General features: G+C 67.7%; 19 protein-coding genes and 4 tRNA genes. 12 read left to right on the top strand and 11 right to left on the bottom strand.

The genetic code is table 11. The features are described 5' to 3' along the window. From BEP68_RS07970 to BEP68_RS07960, 3 genes are read left to right on the top strand one after another with little or no spacing between them, the layout of a single operon-like run. Positions 1-1632 carry an FAD-binding oxidoreductase gene (locus BEP68_RS07970; RefSeq protein ID WP_261987775.1) on the top strand — a complete coding sequence of 544 codons (1632 nt, stop codon included), beginning with the start codon at positions 1-3 and terminating at the stop codon, positions 1630-1632. Beyond that, on the top strand, positions 1625-2536 hold the full coding sequence (locus BEP68_RS07965) for a YegS/Rv2252/BmrU family lipid kinase (RefSeq protein ID WP_187249676.1): 912 nt from the start codon (positions 1625-1627) through the stop codon (positions 2534-2536). Before BEP68_RS07970 ends, BEP68_RS07965 begins: the two co-directional genes overlap by 8 nt. Continuing rightward, positions 2533-4185 carry a GMC oxidoreductase gene (locus BEP68_RS07960; RefSeq protein ID WP_187249675.1) on the top strand — a complete coding sequence of 551 codons (1653 nt, stop codon included), beginning with the start codon at positions 2533-2535 and terminating at the stop codon, positions 4183-4185. The genes BEP68_RS07965 and BEP68_RS07960 overlap by 4 nt, the downstream gene beginning before the upstream one ends. 46 nt (positions 4186-4231) lie before the next feature. Here BEP68_RS07960 and BEP68_RS07955 read toward each other — a convergent pair whose 3' ends face one another. From BEP68_RS07955 to BEP68_RS07940, 4 genes are all read right to left on the bottom strand, one after another. Beyond that, positions 4232-6391 (bottom strand): 3-hydroxyacyl-CoA dehydrogenase NAD-binding domain-containing protein, encoded by a 2160-nt coding sequence (locus BEP68_RS07955; protein ID WP_187249674.1) that lies wholly within the window; start codon positions 6389-6391, stop codon positions 4232-4234. A gap of 5 nt (positions 6392-6396) precedes the next feature. Next, on the bottom strand, positions 6397-7602 hold the full coding sequence (locus tag BEP68_RS07950) for a thiolase family protein (protein ID WP_053096225.1): 1206 nt from the start codon (positions 7600-7602) through the stop codon (positions 6397-6399). Positions 7603-7675: 73 nt separating this feature from the next. Continuing rightward, the gene (locus BEP68_RS07945; protein ID WP_053096223.1) at positions 7676-8869 is read right to left on the bottom strand and encodes a ribonuclease D; all 1194 of its coding nucleotides are present in this window, start codon (positions 8867-8869) and stop codon (positions 7676-7678) included. Then, entirely contained in the window at positions 8862-9443 is a 582-nt protein-coding gene (locus BEP68_RS07940; protein ID WP_056278798.1) for a DUF3000 domain-containing protein, read from the bottom strand. The genes BEP68_RS07945 and BEP68_RS07940 overlap by 8 nt, the downstream gene beginning before the upstream one ends. Before the next feature lie 25 nt (positions 9444-9468). On the opposite strand from BEP68_RS07940, the gene BEP68_RS07935 reads away from it, so the two are divergent. After that, complete coding sequence (locus BEP68_RS07935) at positions 9469-10623, top strand: alpha/beta hydrolase family protein (RefSeq protein ID WP_056278797.1); 1155 nt, start codon at positions 9469-9471, stop codon at positions 10621-10623. On the opposite strand, the gene BEP68_RS07930 is transcribed toward BEP68_RS07935, so the two are convergent. Then, positions 10607-11038, bottom strand: coding sequence for a SufE family protein (locus BEP68_RS07930; protein ID WP_072591311.1), 432 nt, complete (start codon positions 11036-11038; stop codon positions 10607-10609). The two genes, BEP68_RS07935 and BEP68_RS07930, sit on opposite strands and share 17 nt — an antisense overlap. 19 nt (positions 11039-11057) lie before the next feature. Further along, on the bottom strand, positions 11058-11951 hold the full coding sequence (locus tag BEP68_RS07925) for a sulfurtransferase (protein WP_072591310.1): 894 nt from the start codon (positions 11949-11951) through the stop codon (positions 11058-11060). 146 nt (positions 11952-12097) lie between these two features. On the opposite strand from BEP68_RS07925, the gene zapE reads away from it, so the two are divergent. The 4 genes from zapE (at position 12098) to BEP68_RS07905 (ending at position 15577) form a co-directional block, all read left to right on the top strand. Then, positions 12098-13147 (top strand): cell division protein ZapE, encoded by a 1050-nt coding sequence (gene zapE, locus BEP68_RS07920; RefSeq protein WP_056278794.1) that lies wholly within the window; start codon positions 12098-12100, stop codon positions 13145-13147. A 115-nt stretch (positions 13148-13262) separates the two neighbouring features. Then, positions 13263-14501 (top strand): ammonium transporter, encoded by a 1239-nt coding sequence (locus tag BEP68_RS07915; protein ID WP_187249673.1) that lies wholly within the window; start codon positions 13263-13265, stop codon positions 14499-14501. A 20-nt stretch (positions 14502-14521) separates the two neighbouring features. Further along, entirely contained in the window at positions 14522-15100 is a 579-nt protein-coding gene (locus tag BEP68_RS07910; RefSeq protein ID WP_083569336.1) for a type II toxin-antitoxin system PemK/MazF family toxin, read from the top strand. A gap of 93 nt (positions 15101-15193) precedes the next feature. Then, on the top strand, positions 15194-15577 hold the full coding sequence (locus tag BEP68_RS07905) for an SPW repeat protein (protein ID WP_053096209.1): 384 nt from the start codon (positions 15194-15196) through the stop codon (positions 15575-15577). A gap of 51 nt (positions 15578-15628) precedes the next feature. Here the strand turns inward: BEP68_RS07905 and BEP68_RS07900 are convergent, their stop codons facing one another. The 3 genes from BEP68_RS07900 to BEP68_RS07890 all read right to left on the bottom strand — a co-directional run bounded on the left by BEP68_RS07900 (position 15629) and on the right by BEP68_RS07890 (position 16701). Beyond that, positions 15629-15991 (bottom strand): GIY-YIG nuclease family protein, encoded by a 363-nt coding sequence (locus BEP68_RS07900; protein ID WP_232224440.1) that lies wholly within the window; start codon positions 15989-15991, stop codon positions 15629-15631. Positions 15992-16080: 89 nt separating this feature from the next. Beyond that, positions 16081-16533 carry a hypothetical protein gene (locus BEP68_RS07895; RefSeq protein ID WP_056278792.1) on the bottom strand — a complete coding sequence of 151 codons (453 nt, stop codon included), beginning with the start codon at positions 16531-16533 and terminating at the stop codon, positions 16081-16083. Positions 16534-16625: 92 nt separating this feature from the next. Beyond that, positions 16626-16701 (bottom strand) — tRNA-Val (locus BEP68_RS07890). A 152-nt stretch (positions 16702-16853) separates the two neighbouring features. Here BEP68_RS07890 and BEP68_RS07885 point away from each other — a divergent pair. The 3 genes from BEP68_RS07885 (at position 16854) to BEP68_RS07875 (ending at position 17147) form a co-directional block, all read left to right on the top strand. Next, positions 16854-16926: transfer RNA gene (locus BEP68_RS07885), tRNA-Gly, on the top strand. 53 nt (positions 16927-16979) lie between these two features. Next, a tRNA-Cys gene (locus tag BEP68_RS07880) sits at positions 16980-17050 on the top strand. A gap of 25 nt (positions 17051-17075) precedes the next feature. Next, positions 17076-17147, top strand: a tRNA-Val gene (locus BEP68_RS07875). Between the two features lie 71 nt (positions 17148-17218). Here the strand turns inward: BEP68_RS07875 and BEP68_RS07870 are convergent. Beyond that, positions 17219-18568 carry a cryptochrome/photolyase family protein gene (locus tag BEP68_RS07870; RefSeq protein ID WP_056278791.1) on the bottom strand — a complete coding sequence of 450 codons (1350 nt, stop codon included), beginning with the start codon at positions 18566-18568 and terminating at the stop codon, positions 17219-17221. Between the two features lie 56 nt (positions 18569-18624). Next, the gene (locus BEP68_RS07865; protein ID WP_053096202.1) at positions 18625-19044 is read right to left on the bottom strand and encodes a hypothetical protein; all 420 of its coding nucleotides are present in this window, start codon (positions 19042-19044) and stop codon (positions 18625-18627) included. Positions 19045-19145: 101 nt separating this feature from the next. Here BEP68_RS07865 and BEP68_RS07860 point away from each other — a divergent pair, with 101 nt between their 5' ends. Beyond that, positions 19146-19505, top strand: a complete 360-nt coding sequence (locus BEP68_RS07860; RefSeq protein ID WP_187249672.1) for a YnfA family protein — start codon at positions 19146-19148, stop codon at positions 19503-19505. The last annotated feature ends 98 nt before the right edge of the window (positions 19506-19603 follow it).

The following is a 19603-nucleotide window of genomic DNA, read 5'->3' as shown; positions in this document are numbered from 1 at the left end:
ATGGGCTCAGAGAACGGCAGGGTTGCCGTGACGACGGAGATGCGATGGAACGGCTGGGGCGATCCCGCCAGGGCGTCGGATCTGCCGCGCGCCGTCCGGATGATGCTGCCGTTGCTGCTCGGTCGCGTGCACAGGCCCGCGACGCCCGTGGAACTCGCCGAGGTGGCGCTCGCGCCGTCGTCGCTCCAGGAGGACGATCTCGAGGGACTGGCCGCCGTCGTCGGCGCGGAGCACATCGACATCTCGAGCGAGACGCGCATCCGCCATGCCGGGGGACGTTCGACGCCGGACCTTCTCCGGCGCCGTAGACCTCAGCAGACTTCCCCTGACGCGGTGGTGCTGCCGGGAACCCACGATGAGGTCGCGGCGGTGCTCCGGGCGTGCGTCGACCGGAGGATAGCCGTGATCCCGTTCGGCGGTGGGACGAGCGTGGTGGGCGCTCTCGATCCCGAACGCGGCACGCACCGCGCTGTCGTCAGCCTGGATCTGCGCCGGCTCTCGGGCCTCATCCACTTCGACGAGGCGAGCGGCGAAGCGATTCTCGCCGCCGGAACGACGGGGCCGGATGCTGAGGCTCTGCTCGCGGCCAGGGGGTTCGAACTCGGTCACTACCCCCAGAGCTTCCGGTACGCCACGATCGGAGGGTTCGCCGCTGCACGCTCGTCAGGTCAGAACTCGGCAGGGCATGGGCGATTCGACTCCATGGTCACCGGGCTGAGAGTCGCGACGCCGACCGGCGACATCGAGCTCGGACGGTCGCCGGGATCTTCAGCCGGGCCCGATCTCGTCCGCGTCTTCCTGGGGTCGGAGGGCATCTTCGGCGTCATCACCGAAGTGAGAGTGCGCGTTCATCCGGTACCGCGTGACCGCCTCTTCGAAGCCTGGACCTTCGCGGACTTCACGCAGGGCGTCGAGGGACTGCGCCGCGTGACGCAGCACGGTGGCGGCCCGACAGTGCTGCGTCTGTCGGATGAAGCCGAGACGGCGGTCAGCCTCGCCCAGGTCGGTCGGATCGGGCGGGCCCTCGCGAAGGGCGCGAGCCTCGTCACCGTCTATGAGGGAGACGACATCGCCGAGCGTCGGGGGCGCACATCGGCGATCCTGGCGGCGGCCGGTGGGATCTCGTCGGGTGAGGGCGCCGCAGAGGGGTGGCTCTCCGGGCGCTTCGACGGTCCGTATCTGCGCGACTCGCTGCTGGACGCAGGAGTGTTCTGCGAGACGCTCGAGACGGCGACCACCTGGTCGAACCTGCTGCACCTCAGAGCGGCGGTCACGTCGGCTCTTCGTGCAGGATTCGAGGATGCCGGCGCCCGGTCGTACGTGATGTGCCACGTCTCGCACGTCTATCCCACCGGAGCCTCGCTGTATTTCACGGTGATCGCGAATCTCCGATCCGAACCGCTCGACACCTGGACGCAGATCAAGCGACGGGTGAACGATGCGCTGCTCGCGGCGGGCGGTACCATCAGCCATCACCATGCGGTCGGTCGTGATCATGCCGCCTGGCTGGAGCAGGAGATCGGAGACACGGGGGTGCGAATCCTCGCGGCCATCAAGCGGGAGCTCGATCCGACGTGGATCCTCAACCCGGGAGCGGTCATCTCGTCGGATCGGTCGCGCGGACGTGGCTGAGCACATCGCGGTGCTGTCGAACCCGTTCGCAGGAAAAGGTCGTGGTGCCCGAGAGACCGAGGTCGCCGTGGCGCACCTGCGATCCCGAGGAGCGGACGTGCGGGCGTACACGGGAGAGTCGGCAGCATCGAGTCGGCTCCTGGCGACTCGGGCGCTCGACGCGCGCCCGGGGGTGCTCGTCGTGGTGGGCGGAGACGGCACGCTGTCCGGCATCCTCGACGTGGTCTGCGCTGCGGGGGTTCCGGTGGTCCTGGTGCCTGCGGGCACGGGCAACGACCTCGCTCGAGCCCTGGGCCTGCCGCGTCGCGACGCGGTCGCTGCGGCCGAGCTCGCTCTGACGGGTATCCCGCGCACGATGGATGTCGGCGAAGTCCGCGCCGCCGGCCGTGTCGATCTGTTCCTGACGATCGCCGCCCTCGGCTTCGATGCGAAGGTGAGCGATCGGACCAATCGTCTGCGCTGGCCGCGCGGCGTGCTGCGCTACTACCTGGCGCTGGTCGTGGAGCTCGTGCGACTGCGGCCGATGGATTTCACCGTCTCCCTCGATGGCGCGGAGCCGGTTCACGTGCCGGGAACGCTCGTCGCCGTGGGCAATACGCCGAGCTACGGAGGTGGCATGCCTCTCTGCGTGGGCGCCGCCGCGGACGACGGGATGCTGGACATCGTGCACGTCGCGCCGCTGACCCGGCTCCGCCTGCTGCGGCTGTTCCCGCTCCTGCTGCGCGGAGTGCATCTCGCTCGACCGGAGGTGACGCGGCGCCAGGCTCGTACCGTGACAGTGAGCGCGCCTGGACTCGTCGTCTACGCCGACGGAGAGCGCATCGCCGAAGATGAGTGCACGATCGGAATCCGGCGCTCCGCGCTGACCGTCCTCGTCCCCTCGGGTGCCGGAGGGACACCGTGAACCACAGGTCGGCTTCTCCTCACCACGCCCAGGACTTCGACGAGGACGTCGTCGTCATCGGCTCGGGGTTCGGCGGATCGGTCGCTGCGTTGCGGCTCGTGGAGAAGGGCTACCGTGTCCGCGTGTACGAGGCGGGCCGACGCTTCGAGGACGAGGACTTCGCGAAGACCAGCTGGGACGTGCGCCGCTATCTGTGGGCACCGAGGCTCGGCTGTTTCGGCATCCAGCGCATCCATCGCCTGCCGCACGTGATGGTCCTCGCCGGGGCGGGCGTGGGCGGAGGGTCTCTGAACTATGCCAATACGCTGTACCAGCCCGGCGGAGCGTTCTTCGCGGATCCGCAGTGGGGCGCTCTCGCAGACTGGGAGGCGGAGCTGGCGCCGCACTATGCGACGGCGAAGCGGATGCTCGGTGTGGTCGAGCGCTACCCGCACTCCGGACCCGTCGAGCGCATCATGGCAGGAGCGGCCGAAGATCTCGGCGTAGGAAGCACATTTCGACACGCGCCGGTCGGGGTCTGGTTCGGCGCGCCGGGAGTTCGGACGCCCGATCCCTTCTTCGGTGGGGAGGGGCCGGACCGCACCGGATGCACTCTCTGCGGCAACTGCATGGTCGGATGCCGCGTCGGCGCGAAGAACACGCTCATGAAAAACTACCTGGCGCTGGCCGAGAGGAGAGGCGCCGTCATCGAAGCGCTGCGCACCGTCACCGAGGTGCGCGCCCTGGCAGACGGCGGCTTCGCCGTGACGACGGAGCGCAGCGGAGCGTGGTTCCGGCGCGACCGTCGCACCGTGAGCGCGCGTCAGGTGGTGCTCGCCGCGGGAACCTGGGGCACGCAACAGCTGCTGCATCGGATGAAGCTGTCCGGGGCCCTTCCACGGGTCTCCGATGCGGTGGGTCGCCTGACGCGGACCAACTCCGAGGCTCTCGACGGTGCCGTCGCCGTCGCCGTTCCAGCGTCCCTCGAACTCGCGCACGGTGTCGCGATCACGACCTCGTTCCACATCGACGAGAGCACTCACGTCGAGAATGTGCGGTACGGGCCGGGATCGAACCTGATGGGGGCCCTCGCATCGCTGATGGTGCCGGGCGACCGAGGTCTCGGAGGCCGTCTCGTGAGTGTGCTGGGCCAGGTCGTCCGCGCACCGATCCGTCAGTTTCGCCTGGGCTCGCTCCGACGTTGGAGCGAACGGGGCATCATCGCACTCGTGATGCAGACCCTGGACAATTCGCTCACTCTGTCGCTCCGGCGCAGATTCGGGCGGATGGTCATGACGAGCGCGCAGGGGCACGGCGAACCGAACCCCAGTCATCTTCCGCAGGCTCATCGCGCGGCTTCGGCGATCGCCGCGCGTGTCGAGAAGGACGGCGGGGTCGCCGCCGAGCCTCGCGGATCCTGGCCCGAGATCTTCGGGATTCCGCTCACCGCCCACTTCCTCGGCGGAGCGGTGATCTCTGGGGCGCCCGAGACCGGTGTCGTCGACCCCTTCCACCGGGTGTGGGGTCACCCGGGGCTGCACGTCATGGACGGCGCAGCGGTTCCCGCGAATCCCGGGGTGAATCCGTCGCTCACGATCACCGCGCTCGCTGAGAGAGCGATGTCGTTCTGGCCGCGTTCCGGTGAGCTCGACGAGCGTCCTGCACCGTAGACACGGAAAAGGGGGCCGCCGGACGGCGGCCCCCCAGAGGTTCAGCTCAGCGGTGCTCGATGCCGCGGATCTGCGGAGTGTGGAACTCTCCGCCGAACGCGCGCTGCGAGGCGCCCTCGCGGTCGAGGTAGGGCGAAGCCCCACCATCGATGAAGGGCCAGCCCGCGCCGAGGATCAGGCACAGGTCGATGTCCTCGACCTCGGGTACGACGCCCTCGTCGAGCATCATCTTGATCTCGCTCGCAAGGCCGTCCTGCACCCGCTGCAGGATCGTCTCGGCCGACGCGGGCGTCTTGCCGACAGCGGGCTTCAGCAGCTTCTCGGCCTGCTTCGTCCAACCGGTCACACGACCGCCCTTGTCCTTCTCGATGACCGCGTCGAGCTCGGCGAGAGCGTGGAAGTTCTCGTTCGCGTAGAAGCGATCGGGGAACGCGTGCGCCATCGTGTCCTGCACGTGGGCGGCGACCTTCCATCCGACGAGATCGATCAGCTGGAAGGGACCCATCGGGAGTCCGAGTGGCGCGAAGGCCTTCTCGACATCCGTGATCGGGGTGCCCTCGTACACCGCGCGAGCCGCTTCGCCCATGACCTTGGCCAGCAGACGGTTCACGACGAAGCCCGGCGCGTCGGCAGTGAGGACCGCGTTCTTGCCGAGATTCTTCGCGACGACGAACGCGGTCGAGAGCGCCGCCTCCGAGGTCGTCGGTGTCTTGACGATCTCGATCAGCGGCATCACTGCCACCGGGTTGAAGAAGTGGAAGCCGACGAGGCGCTCGGGGTGAGCGAGCTTCGCGCCGATCTCCTCGACCGAGAGCGAGGAGGTGTTGGTCGCCAGGATCGCGTCCTCGGCGATGATCTTCTCGATCTCGCCGAACACCTGCTGCTTGACGCCGACCTCCTCGAACACGGCCTCGATGACGAAGTCGCAGTCCGCATAGAGGTTCTTGTCGGTCGTCCCGGTCACGAGCGCGCGCAGCTTGTTCGCGGAGTCCGCGTCCAGGCGGCCCTTCGCCTCGAGCTTGCCGATCTCCTCGTGGATGTAGGCCACGCCCTTGTCGACGCGCGCCTGATCGAGGTCGGTGATGAGTACCGGCACCTGCAGCTTGCGCACGAAGAGCAGGGCGAACTGGCTCGCCATGAGACCAGCGCCGATGATGCCGACCTTCGTGACCTTCTTCGCAAGCGCCTTGTCGGGGGCTCCCACCGGACGCTTCGCACGCTTCTGCACGAGGTCGAAGGCGTACATGGATGCTGCGAACTGGTCGCCCGTGACGAGTTCGGCGAGCGCCTCGTCCTCACGGGCGAAGCCCTCCGCCTTGGTGCCGCTCTTGGCCTTGTCGAGCAGGTCGAGTGCGGCGTAGGGCGACTTCGGGACGGTGCCGATCTTCGATTCCAGCATGCCGCGTGCCATCTTGATGGCGATCGGCCACTTCGTGAGTCGCTCGATCTTGCCCGGCTCGTTCCTGCGCTCGACCTTCTTGCCGCCGAGCACGGCGTCCGCCCACGCGAGCGAGTTCTCGAGATAGTTCGCGGCGGGGAAGATCGCGTCGACGATGCCGAGGTCGAACGCCTGCTGCGGCTTCAGCATCCGGTTCTGCTTGAGCGGGTTCGAGATGACCACCTCGAGGGCGTTCTCGATCCCGATCAGGTTGGGCAGCAGGTAGGCACCGCCCCAGCCGGGGATGATGCCGAGGAAGACCTCGGGGAGTGCGATCGCCGCGGCGGAGGCGTCGACCGTGCGGTAGGTCGAGTTGAGTGCGATCTCGAGTCCGCCTCCGAGTGCGAGTCCGTTCACGAAGGCGAACGACGGAACGCCGAGCTCCCCGAACTTTCCGAGCACCTTGTGGCCGAGCTGCGCGATCAGGCGGGCGTTGTCCCGCGACCCGACCTTGCTGATGTCGGAGAGATCGGCGCCGGCGGCCAGGATGTACTGCTTGCCGGTGATGCCGACCGCCTGGATCTCGCCGGCTGACGCACGAGCGGCCAGGCCGTCCAGCGTCTCACCGAGGGCGGTGAGCGTCGCCGGCCCCAGAGTGTTCGGACGCGTGTGGTCGCGTCCGTTGTCGAGGGTGATCAGTGCGAGCACCTTGCCCGACGCGAGACGAACGTCGCGCACGGGGGAGTGCGTGATCACCTCGCCGTCGGTGAGCGCCTGGATGGGGGAGAAGTCCACGTTCGCGTACTGCTCGGAAATTGAGTGGGCCATCAGGCTTACTTCCTCTTCTTGCCGTCGAAGTGCGGATTCTCCCAGATGACCGAGCCGCCCTGTCCGAGACCGACGCACATGGCCGTCAGGCCGTAGCGCACATCGGGTCGCTCGGCGAACTGCGCCGCGAGCTGGATCATCAGACGCACGCCGGATGCCGCGAGCGGGTGGCCCAGCGCGATCGCGCCGCCCCACTGGTTGACGCGGGGGTCGTCGTCGGCGATGCCGAAGTGGTCGAGCAGCGAGATCACCTGGATGGCGAAGGCTTCGTTGAGCTCGAACAGGCCGATGTCGGCGATCGTGAGTCCGGCCTTCTTCAGGGCCTTCTCGGTCGAGGGAATCGGGCCGATTCCCATGATCTCCGGCTGCACGCCTGCGAAGGCGAACGAGACCATGCGCATCTTCGGCGCGAGACCGAACTCCTTGACCGCGCCGCCTCCGGCGAGCAGTGACATCGTGGCGCCGTCTGTGAGGGGCGACGAGGTTCCGGCGGTCACACGGCCGTGCGGGCGGAAAGGAGTCTTGAGGGCCGCGAGGTCCTCCATGGTGGTCTGCGGACGACGACCTTCGTCCTCCGTCGCCAGGCCCCATGCGCCGTCGGCGGTCTTGGTCGCGACGGGCACGAGATCCGGCTGGATCTTGCCCGCGTCGTACGCCGCCTGCACCTTGTGCTGGCTGAGCATGCCGAATCGATCGGAGCGCTCCTTGGTGAGGTGCGGGAAGCGATCGAAGATGCGCTCGGCCGTGACACCCATGTTCAGAGCGCCGGGGTCGACCATGCGCTCCGCGACGAATCGCGGGTTGGGGTCGGCGTTGCCGCCGATCGGGTGGTGACCCATGTGCTCGACCCCGCCGGCGAGCGCGAAGTCGTACATGCCGACCCCGATCGATGCTCCCATCGTGGTGACGCTCGTCATCGCTCCCGCGCACATGCGCTCGACGGCGAGTCCGGGCACCGTCTGCGGGAGTCCTGCGAGGATCGCCACGGAGCGCCCGAGGGTCAGGCCCTGGTCTCCGGTCTGGCTGGTCGCGGCGATGGCGACGTCGTCGATGCGGTCGGCCGGAACGGCTGCGTTCCGCTCCATCAGGCCGATGGTCGCCTTGACGGCGAGGTCATCAGCGCGGGTGTTCCAGTACATGCCTTTTTCGCCGGCGCGCCCGAAGGGGGTGCGCACTCCATCGACGAAGAAGACGTCCGAGATCTCGGCCACTCTGCCTCCAAGTTTGTGCGGTGGCCTCAGTCTATGGAGGGCCGGAAACGGGGAGGAATCGGTTGGATCGAACCTACGAAGCCGGTGCGGACGCCTCGTCGGGCGTTTGCGCCGCCTCTACAAAGGCGTCCGCGATCTTCTGTGCAGTCTGTGCAATCTGCCACGGGCGGGCACCCAGCGCGGCGAGTGCCTCGCCGATGGCCTCGGGCGTCGTTCCCGGTACATCCCACGCCACACGGCGCAGGTGATCGGGGGTGAGCAGGTTCTCGGTCGGCATCCCGAGTTCCTCGGCCGTGGCCTCGACGACCGGGCGGGCGGCTTTGAGTCGCGCGTCGGCCTCCGGATTGCGATCGGACCAGGCTCGCGGCGGCGGCAGCGTATCGCTGGGAACCCGCTCCCGGGGAAGCTCCTCCGTGGCACGTCCGTCGACCATCGCCTGCCACCAGCGGTCGAGCTGGGTGCGGCTCGCTCGGCCCTGGAACTCCTTGATCCCGGCGAGCGCCTGCTTGCTCTGCGGGTTCGCCAGCACGGCCGCGATGAGCGATCGGTCCGGCACCAGACGGCCGGGAGAGACGTCCTGATCCTGGGCGAAGCTCTCGCGAGCCTGCCACAGCGAGCGAGCGACCGCGAGGTTCCGCGCGCCGCGCACCTGGTGCAGTCCGCTGAGTCGTCGCCAGGGGTCTTCGCGAGGAGGCTTCGGCAGTCGGGCGAGCGTGGCGGCGAACTCCTCGGCCGCGTACTCGGTCTTCCCCTGCTCCTCGAGCTCCGCCTCCAGAGCCTCGTAGACGTCGATGAGGTGCAGCACATCGAGTGCCGCGTACTCGAGCCATGCAGCGGGAAGGGGTCTGGTCGACCAGTCCGCCGCGGAGTGCTCCTTCTTGAGCGTGATGCCGAGCGTGTTCTCGACGACCGCGGCGAGTCCGACTCGGTCATGACCCAGCAGTCGCGATGCGAGCTCCGTGTCGAAGATCGTGTGGGGGAGCAGATCGAGTTCGCGCAGAGACGGAAGATCCTGGCTGGCGGCGTGGAACACCCACAGGGCGTCGCCGATGGCCTGCTGCAGAGGGCTGAAGTCGCCGAGAGCGGGAGGGTCGAACAGGAAGACCCCCGCGTCGCGGCGGAACACCTGCACGAGATAGGCGCGCTGGGAGTAGCGGAATCCGGATGCCCTCTCGACGTCCACGGCGACAGGCCCAGTTCCTGCGGCCAGTGCGGCGCATGCCGCGTGGAACTCCGAGACGTCGGAGATCACGGAGTATTCAGTCACGTGCTGCCTTTCGCGCGCCGATAACGGCGATGCCCTCGGAACCGGGCGGAAGACCCGCCAGCATCCCGACCAGTTCGACCCAGGCCTCGACATGGGGTGTGAAGGGGCCCTCGGGTGTCCAGGACGCCCTCAACTCTATCTGTGCGCCGTCTCCTTCGTCGGCGAGTCCGCCGAACCCCTTCGACAGGGTCTTGGTCGACGTGCCCGACGCGGAGTGGTAGCCGGCGCCTCTCGAGTCGAGTGCATCGACGAGCCAGGACCACGTGACGTCGGCGAGCAGGGGGTCGGTGCCGATCTCGGTCTCGAGCGGCGCCTGGGCGAAGATCACGATCCGCCAGTCGCCGTCCCATGCGGCGGGGTTGTCGGGATCATGCAGCAGAACGAAACGTCCCGTCCCGTATGCCGACTCTCCGCCGTCGTCCGGGCGGACGTCGGCTGCGAGGGCGAGGGCGTGCGGAGCGAGGCCCTGCGGCGTCGCTATCTCGCGGATGGTGATGTCTGAGCGGAAGGCGATGTCGCGCAGTTCAGCCACGGCGGCGTCGAAGATCGTCCCGGCATCGGGGTGTGCGGTCACGGCAACAGGCTAGAGTCAGGAAGCGATGAAGAGTCTCAGGCACGCCGTTGCACTCCTTGTCCCTGCTCTGCTCGCTCTGGGGACGGCGCTGGCTCTGCTCGTCTTCAGCGTCGCCCGTCGGGTCGTCATGCCGGCGAAGCGACCGGCGAACGTCGAGATCCTCGCCGTCGACACCGGGGCGCAGACGATCGAGCTCACCCGGACGCGGGACACCGAGCTCCCGGGTCGATACGGACTCTTCACCTCGGGAACGTATGGCTACGTCAAGCTCGGCGCGGTGCTGAGCGCTGATGCCACCACCGTGAGGCGCAAGCTGCTGACGCAGATCGAACCGGGCGCCCGCGTCGACAGGAGCGCGGCGTTCAGCGGTTGGTACTACTCCACTCCCGGCGAGCTCCACCTGCCCTCGCAGAACGTGCTCATCGGTTCCCCGGCCGGGCCATGCCCCGCCTGGCTGTTCCCGGCCGACTCCTCGACGTGGGTGATCCAGGTCCACGGACGAGGGGTCACCCGAGCCGAGTGCCTTCGTGCCGTCCCCGTGCTGCATGCCGCGGGCTTCCCGAACCTCGTCGTCTCGTACCGCAACGACGGTGAGGCGCCGCGCAGCCGAAGCGGTGCGTACGCTCTGGGGGCTTCGGAGTGGCGCGACGTCGATGCGGCGGTGTCGTATGCGCTCCGACACGGCGCCGATCGAGTGATCCTGATGGGATGGTCGATGGGCGGAGCGGTCGCGATGCAGACCGCCCTGAACTCGGGCAACCGCGACCGCATCGTCGGTCTCATCCTCGAGTCGCCGGTGATCGACTGGCGCAGCGTGCTGCGATTCCAAGCGCGCGAGTCCGGCATGCACGCACCGCTGCCGGACCTCGCGATGGGCGCACTGTCCGTCCCGTTCACCGCGCGGCTCAGCGGCGCGGAGAACGCGATCCCGTTCGACAGCCTGGACATGGTGTCGCGCGCCGACGAGCTGTCGGTGCCCATCCTCATCCTGCACAGCGACGACGACGGATTCGTGCCCGCCGATGCATCGCACGCACTCGAGCAGGCCAGACCCGACCTGGTCACGATGCCCCGCTTCACGGTCGCCCGGCACACCAAGATCTGGAACTACGACCAGGCAGGGTGGAGCGATGCCATCACCGGATGGCTCGCAGCGCAGGGGTTCAGCGCTTCTGCATGACCTGCTTCTTGGCGCGCATCAGCATGCCGGTCATGCCGCCGATGCGCAGCGGCGACACCGCGCGGGTGAGACCGATCGACTGCGGATAGTCGTCGGGGATCGCGAGAACCTCGTCAGGGGTGAGGCCGGAGATGCCCTGCACGAGGATGCTCGCGAATCCGCGCGTGGTCGGCGCCTCGGGCGGGGCGGTGGCGTGCATGGTCACGATTCCGTCGGCGACCTCGACGTAGATGTAGACCGGTGACTGGCACTCCGCGACGCGCTCGCACATCTCGGGGTGATTCGCGACCTCTTCGGAGACCTCCGGCAGCTCGTCCGAGTACTCCAGCAGGAGCAGCAGTCGATCCGCCTCGGGGGTCTCGAGGAATCCGTCGCGGATCTCGGCGAGGGTGTCAGGAACGTGCGTGGTGCTCATCCCTGTCATTCTCCCACGATCAGAGGGATCCGGGCTCCGCGCCGGTCACGATCGGGACCCGCACCGCGCTGCCCCACTCGGTCCACGAGCCGTCGTAGTTGCGGACGTTCTCGAATCCGAGCAGGTGCGTGAGGACGAACCACGTGTGGCTCGAGCGCTCTCCGATGCGGCAGTACGCGACGACCTCGTCGCCATCGGCGAGTCCGGCCCCGTCACGATAGATCGCGTCGAGCTCGGCCCGCGACCGGAAGCCGCCGTCCTCAGCCACGGCCTTCGCCCACGGCACGCTCTGGGCGGTGGGGATGTGCCCCGCGCGCAGGGCTCCCTCTTCGGGGTAGGCCGGTGCGGTGGTGCGCTCACCGCTGTACTCCTCGGGAGAGCGCACATCGATCAGCGGGCTGCCGATGTGAGCGAGGACATCCTCCTTGTATGCGCGGATCTCCGAATCGTCGCGTTCGACCACGGGATACTCCGTCGGCGTGATCTGCGGGGCGTCCCGGGTGATCTCGCGGCCCTCGGAGATCCAGCGATCGCGTCCGCCGTCGAGCAGCCGAACGTCCTCGTGGCCGAAGAGCGAGAAGACCCAGAGCGCGTAGGCGGCCCACCAGTTGTTCTTGTCGCCGTAGATCACGACGGTGTCGTCGCGGGAGATGCCCTTGGTGCTGAGCAGCTTCGCGAAGCCCTCGCCGTCGACATAGTCGCGCACGACGGGATCATTGAGCTCGGTGTGCCAGTCGACCTTCACGGCGCCGGGGATGTGGCCCGTCTCGTACAGCAGCACGTCCTCATCGGATTCGACGACGACCAGGCCCGGTGTGCCGAGGCGCTCGGCCAGCCACTCGGTGCTCACGAGACGGCCGGGCTCGGCGTACTCGGCGAACTTTGACGAAGTGGTGTCGAACTCGATGGCCACAGGGATCTCCTCAGACGGTGAGCGGCGATGATGCAGGGGACGACGGCGTAATGTGGAGCCGATACTTCGACGATAGATCCACGCCGTGCGCCCTGCACCCGATTCGTAAGACTTCGACACAGGTGCGCCCCCGACACAGGACCGTGATGACCGACACGCCCAGCCGCACGGGCATCGTGCACCTGACAGATCGACAGCCGACCGTCACCGGTCCCGAGATGCTGGCCAGCCTCGTGCCGCCGCCGCAGTTCGACGGTGCGACGTTCGAGAGCTATCGTGCCGATGCGGCCTACCCCTCGCAGGAGGACGCCAAGGAGACGCTCATCCGGTTCGCCGGACGCGGTGCTCCGCTCAAGCGGGGCGGATTCTTCAGCCGAGCCAAGAAGGAGCCGGAGACGAAGCCGGGCGTCTATCTCGACGGCGGATTCGGCGTCGGCAAGACCCACCTGCTGGCGTCGATCTATCACGCGATGCCCGCGCGCAGGAAGTACTTCGGCTCGTTCATCGAGTACACGGCTCTGGTCGGTGCGCTCGGCTACAAGAACACCGTCGACCTGCTCAAGGGTGCAGACCTGCTGTGCATCGACGAGTTCGAACTCGATGACCCGGGCGACACCATGGTCATGACTCGGCTCATCGGTGAGCTGGTTCCCACCGGCACCAAGCTCGCGGCGACCTCGAACACTCCGCCGAACGCACTGGGTGAGGGCCGCTTCGCCGCACAGGACTTCCTCCGAGAGATCCACGCGATGTCCGACAGCTTCCAGACGATCCGCATCGACGGTGTCGACTTCCGCCAGCGGGCGCTCGACGGGCACGCCGTCGTGAGCGACGACGATTCCTATGCCCGCGCGATCGACGAGGGGGCGGGGCACGGAAACGCATCCGACGATTCCTTCGCCGACGTCATCCGTCACCTGGCCCGGGTGCACCCCTCGCGGTATCTGCGGATCATCGCCGAGCTGGATCTCGTGGGCCTGCGGGACGTGCGGGTCCTGACCGATCAGTCCGAGGCTCTGCGCTTCGTCGCGTTCGTCGACCGCGTGTACGACGCGCAGATCCCGATCGTCGCCACCGGTGTGAGCCTCGACCAGGTCTTCGCAGAAGAGATGCTGAACGGGGGATACCGCAAGAAATACCTGCGCGCTGTCTCCAGACTCAATGCACTTACACACGCGGATCGCAGTGTCGCGTAACGCAGTGTTCACACACGCGGCGTCTCTGTAACGCCACCGCAACAAACCTCACGCATTCCGGAAATCGGGCCTCGTCACACTGAAGCTCTCAGTTTCCCGAATGTGAGGTTTGACTATGGATGCTCCAGGCAACATCTCCTGGGCGATCACCGCGACCGCCCTCGTACTGCTCATGACGCCCGGCGTCGCCTTCTTCTACGGCGGTCTCGTCAAGGCCAAGAGCGTCGTCAGCATGATGATGATGAGCTTCGGCTCGATCGGTCTCGTCGCCGTCCTCTGGATCCTCTTCGGATTCTCGATGAGCGCGGTCGACAGCCGGACGGCATTCGCCGGCAACCCCTTCGCCGACTTCGGTCTCTCGAGCCTCGCGGCCGGTGAGGGCTCGAACGTCGCACTTCTCGGAGTCGCCTACGGCGCGACCTTCGCGATCATCACCGTCGCGCTCATCTCGGGCGCCATCGCCGACCGCGCGAAGTTCGGCAGCTGGCTCATCTTCGCCGGTGTCTTCGCCACCGTCGGATACTTCCCCGTAGCCGCATGGGTCTGGGGCGGCGGCTGGATCATGAACCTCGGCACCACGCTGTTCGGTGAGGACAGCGGCATCGGCGTCATCGACTACGCCGGTGGTACCGCGGTGCACATCAACGCCGGCGCAGCGGCTCTCGCCCTCGCGATCGTCCTCGGCAAGCGCATCGGCTTCCAGAAGGGCATCCTCAAGCCGCACAACGTGCCGCTGACGCTCCTCGGCGCAGCGCTGCTGTGGTTCGGCTGGTTCGGCTTCAACGCCGGCGCGGAGTGGCTCGCAGAGGACATGGGCGGCGTCGGACTCATCGGCCTGAACACCCTCGGCGCCACGGCGGCCGCGATCCTCGGCTGGATCCTCATCGAGCGCATCAAGGACGGCAAGGCAACCTCGGTCGGTGCAGCGTCCGGCGCGGTCGCCGGTCTCGTCGCCATCACCCCGGCCTGCGCGAACCTGACGCCCGGATGGTCGCTGCTGCTCGGTGCCGTCGCCGGTATCGTCTGCGCGCTGGCGGTCGAGATGAAGTTCCGTCTCGGCTTCGACGACTCGCTCGACGTGGTCGGCATCCACCTGGTGGGTGGCCTCATCGGAACGCTGTACCTCGGCTTCTTCGCCACCGAGACCGGTCTGTTCGTCGGAGGCGACGCACGTCAGCTCGCCGTCCAGGCGATCGCAGCGCTCGGTGTGCTGATCTACTCCTTCGTCGTCGCCTTCATCATCGGCTTCGCGATCGAGAAGACGATCGGCTTCCGCATCACGAGCGAAGACGAGATCGCCGGTGTCGACCAGGTCGTCCACGGCGAGGAGGGCTACGCGCTGGCCGACGCCTGAACTGCCGTTAGGGTGACCGTGTGAGCAACACCAACGGCATCCTGGCACGACTCGCGGAGATCCTCTTCACAGCACTGGGATCTGACCGGGCGTCTCGGACGAAAACTCGTCCGAGACGCCCGGTCTCGCGTCTGCGCACCTCCGAGGAGGTCCGCTCCGCCTCAGGGGCGTCGAGAGCGGCGTCGCGCGGCACCGAGACACGGCGGGTCGACCCCGACCGGATCGATGACCTCCGCATCGGCTACGCGCCCGACCGGGACGGCGCCCCTGACGCGGGTGAGATCATCTGGACCTGGGTGCCCTACGAGGAGAACGACGGTCGAGGCAAGGATCGGCCGGTGCTCGTGATCGGGCGCGAATCCGCAGAACGTGTCTATGCGGTGCGGATGACGAGCAAGGCGCACGACGGCGACCGCGACTACCTGTCGATCGGCTCCGGCGGCTGGGACGCGCAGGGACGGGAGTCCTGGGTCGACATCGAGCTGCTGTACAGCGTGCACGAGAGCGGACTGCGCCGTGAGGCCGCGGTGCTCGACCGATCGCGCTACGGGGAGGTCGCTTCGGCTCTGGCTCGACGATACGGCTGGGCGACCGCCTGAAGCCCCGACCCGTGTGACCGTTCGCAATCCGTTCGACGAACGGCTGCGAACAGTCTGTGAGTCGCAGGATGCGACGACACCACAGGAGGAATCATGCGTTTCATCCCCACCAAGGTCCATGGAATTCTCGACTACATCGTCGGAGTGGCGCTGATCGCCGCTCCGTGGCTCTTCGGCTTCGCGAGCATGGGCGGCCCCGCCGTGATCATCCCGATCGTGCTCGGAATCGGGCTCATCGTCTACAGCCTCTTCACGAAGTACGAATGGGGGCCGTTCGGCGTCATCCCGATGCCCGTCCACCTCGTGTTCGACATCGTCGCGAGCCTGTTCCTGGCGCTGTCGCCGTGGATCTTCGGCTTCTCGACGGAGGCGCCGAACGTCTGGGTGCCGCACGTGGTCGTCGGCGTCGCCGTGATCGTGGTCGTGCTGTTCTCGCAGCCGCAGCCCGCGAAGGTCAAGGCCACCGCTCGCGTCTGATGGCGTACGAACTCTGAAGCCCCGCACGGAACGTCGGCCCTGTGCGGGGCTTCAGTTCTGCAATGCCGCCGCCACCCAGCGCGCGTAGAGCTGCCAGGGGTCGTCCAGCGTGCGCAGTCCATCGATGTGGGCCGCGAGATACGGGGTGAGGGTGAACCATTCGCCGCCCTCCCGGATGTCGGCGAACTCGCGGTGTCTCGATTGCTCCACCGCACGGCCACCCGGCTCGAACGCGAGGAGCTCGTCGTGGCGGATGCTCGCGAGTCGGTGACGCGGCCGGCGACTGGTGCCGATCTTCACCCGACGGTCGTAGCGGATGTAATAGACCACCTCGACCACCGGGCGGGGGAGGTCGGGGTCGGGGGAGTCGCCGTAACGCCACCCGCACCAGTCGCACAGCAGCGCGGTGGTCACGCGCACCGCGTCTCCATGGCCGCAGAGCGGACAAGGGCTCGGGAGCGGAGTGCGCGGCATGGTCGGAACGCTACCGCCGGCCACCGACGTCAGACCTCTCCGCGGCTTCTCTTCACCCCGCGCGGCACCCATCTCCACCACATGAAGTGATGGTCCCCCTGCTCGACATCGAACAGCCTCCCGCACACGGCGCATTCGGTGACATAGGTCATCGACCAGCCAGGATCGCTCGTCGAGAGGATGCTGACGTGGCCGAGCGCCTGTTCCTTCTCGGGGTCATTCGTGAGCAGCCCGGGGTAAGCGGCGCACCAGCACTCCCTATCGCGATACTGTTCGAGTTTGGTGAGCGCGTGCGCCAGATGGGCGTTGTTCGAATAGATCATCCCGCCCAGATCGAGCCTCGTCGCCTCGCGCCGGAGCTGCGGAAGCGCGGCGACGAGGGGGTCGAGAGTCGCGGCATCCCGCGAGCGGATCGTCTCCCACACCGCGTGCATCACGCGTCCGCGATCTCCGGAGAGGAAGTCGTCGAGCAAGGTGGGCATGCCGCAACGCTAGCAATCGAAAGATCGGCGCTGGCTCCCGCGCCCTCGCGCCATGAGAAAACCCCGCGGCATCTCAGATGCGCGGGGTTCTGTGGTGGGCGATACCGGACTCGAACCGATGACCTCTTCCGTGTGAAGGAAGCGCGCTACCAACTGCGCCAATCGCCCATACCTGCGGGGTACGTCAACCGATACTACCCGACCGTCGGAGGCCAAGTTGACCACGCTGCGAGACACGCGCGAGATTCGGTTTCGGTTTGGACAGTCGCCGATCATCGGCTAATGTTTCATAAGTGCCCGGGACAACAACCGGGAACAACGCGGATGTAGCGCAGTTGGTAGCGCACAACCTTGCCAAGGTTGGGGTCGCGAGTTCGAGTCTCGTCATCCGCTCAAGTGCAGGGGCCTTCTTCGGAAGGCCTTCGGCACGTGGGGTCAATCCACACGGTGGCGTGGCCGAGCGGCTAGGCACCGGCCTGCAAAGCCGTTTACACGGGTTCGAATCCCGTCGCCACCTCTCAGTAACTGAATAGCCCCAACGGGCGCGATTGGCGCAGCGGTAGCGCGCTTCCCTGACACGGAAGAGGTCACTGGTTCGATCCCAGTATCGCGCACAGACAAAACCCCCGGTTCTCCGGGGGTTTTTTGTTGTCCCATGACGGGGCGCAGCCGTCACCGGCGGCGGTCACCCCGAGACCGGGGACGACCGCTTGACGACCTCGTACGCTGCGAGCGCCGCTTTGCGGGTGGCCGCGAGATCGACGATCGGCTCTGTCGGGGCATCCGACGCCCACTCCGAGATGTACAGGCCGTGCGGGTCGAACTTCTTCGCCTGCAGCTCGGGATTGAAGACGCGGAAGTACGGGGCGGCGTCGGCGCCGGATCCTGCCACCCACTGCCAGTTGAACGGGTTGCTCGCGCCGTCGGCGTCGACCAGGGTGTCCCAGAACCACTCCTCGCCGCGCCGCCAGTCGATGAGCAGGTTCTTCACGAGGAACGAGGCCGTCACCATGCGCACCCTGTTGTGCATGAAACCCGTGCGCCACAGTTCACGCATCCCCGCATCGACGAGCGGGATCCCGGTATCGCCGCGCTGCCACGCCTCGAGTTCCGACGGCTTGAGCCGCGGCCAGGGGAAGGCGTCGTACTGACGGCGGAGGTTCTTCGTGGCGATGTCCGGTGCGTGGAACGTCGTGTGCCAGGCGAATTCGCGCCAGCCCAACTCCGAGAGGAACCCGGCCGCGCCATCGGCCTCCACCGCCGCGTGCCACACTGTGAACGGGCTCAGCTCGCCCCAGCGCAGACGCGGTGACAGCAGTGACGTCGCGCCCGCCGACGGCTCGTCCCGCGCGCGATCGTACGAGCCGATGTCGTCATGCAGGAACGTACGCAGCCGAGCTCTGGCCGCCGGCTCACCGGGCTCCCAGGCGTCGCGGAGTCCGCCCGCCCAGTCGGGGCGGGTCGGCAGCAGATTCCAGTCGACGAGATCGTCGGACGCCGGGGGCCGGGGCACGCCAGCGACACTCCGGGGCGCGGGGAGGGGCACTCGCGGCGTGGGGAGGGAGAGACATGCCCGCCAGAACGGCGTGAACACCGAGAAGTGGGTGCCGCCGCCGGTCTTCACCGTCCACGGTTCGTGCAGCAGCGACGCCTGGAACGACGTGACCTCGTGGCCGTCCGCGCGCAGCGCCGCCTTGAGCGCGGTGTCGACCTCGCGTTCGGCGCCCCCGTATCGACGGTTCCAGAAGACGGCCGTCGCGCCCGAGTCTGCGACGGTCTCGCGGACGATGCGTTCGGCAGGACCTCGACGCAGCGTCAGAGTGGCGCCGAGTTCCCGCAGCGCGTCGTCCAAAGACGCGAGGGAGTGGTGGAGCCACCAGCGTGCGGCTCCGCCGAGCGGTCGGATGCCGGGGGACTCCTCGTCGAGGACGAACAGCACGACCAGTGGTTCACCGCGATCGATCGCCGCCCTGAGCGCCGGATTGTCGGCGAGTCGAAGGTCGTCGCGGAGCCAGACGAGCGAGGGAGAGGCCATGGCTCCATTCTGACGGGGTGGACGGAACGAGTGGGCGGGCTTGCGCTGCCGGCTGCTCAGCGGATACGAGGCACCGCGCGCATCCGCGGTCGAGCCGGCTCAGTCGTCGCCCACAGCGCCCAGACGACGAGAAGAGGCTGGAGGAAGAGTCGTCCCAGACGCCGCGCCTCGGTGTCGAGCCCCGGGGTGGACCGGTGAGTGCGCCACTGGTGCACGTTTCCCGGGAACACGGCGACGAAGAACGCGGCGGTGGCGATTCCGACACGCCGTCTCTCGTTCGGCAGCAGGAGCAGCCCGGCGGCGAGGGCGACCTCCGCGGCGCCCGACGCGATGATGATCGCCTCCTTGTCGAGACGAGTGGCCCGAGTCGCCCAGTCAGGCACGACGACGCGGAAACCGCGGGTGCTCGTGAAGTGGACGATGCCGATCGCACCCAGGGCGAGTGCGAGGATCCAGCGCGCCAGTGGTCTGATCATCCGCTCACGCTACCCCGGCGGAATCGGAGCTCACGGGTGTCGCCCGGGCGCGTCGCGGCAGGTCTGCCCGCTCAAGTGGCGGCCTTTGCCACACTGAGTGCATGACCGTCCTGCGCATCAGCATCCTCTTCGTGCTCGCCGCCGTCGCCGAGATCGGCGGCGCGTGGCTGATCTGGCAGGCCGTGAAGGAGAACCGTGGCTGGGTCTTCGCTGTGCTCGGCGTGATGGCTCTCGGTGCGTACGGGTTCATCGCGGCGCTCCAGCCTGACGCGAACTTCGGACGTGTGCTCGCCTCGTACGGCGGGGTGTTCATCGCCGGATCGCTCGCGTGGGGCATCATCGTCGACGGCTTCAAGCCGACCGTCTGGGACTGGGCCGGCTCGGCGATCGCGCTCGTCGGCGCGGCGATCATCATCCTCGCTCCCACGGCGGCGAACACCGAGTCTGAGGTGGCGTCGTAGCGGTCAGCGGCCCCCGGGCATGCGAGTAGCCTAGATCCAGACCCAGATGGAGTGTGCAGTGCCTGAAAATGCTCAGCCGAAAGACGGCTTCGCCCTGT

The organism is Microbacterium sp. 4-7 (assembly GCF_014332665.1).
Classification (GTDB): Bacteria; Actinomycetota; Actinomycetes; order Actinomycetales; family Microbacteriaceae; genus Microbacterium.
The sequence above is the reverse complement of the archived record's forward strand: the minus strand, read 5'-3'. Positions and strand labels throughout refer to the sequence as shown.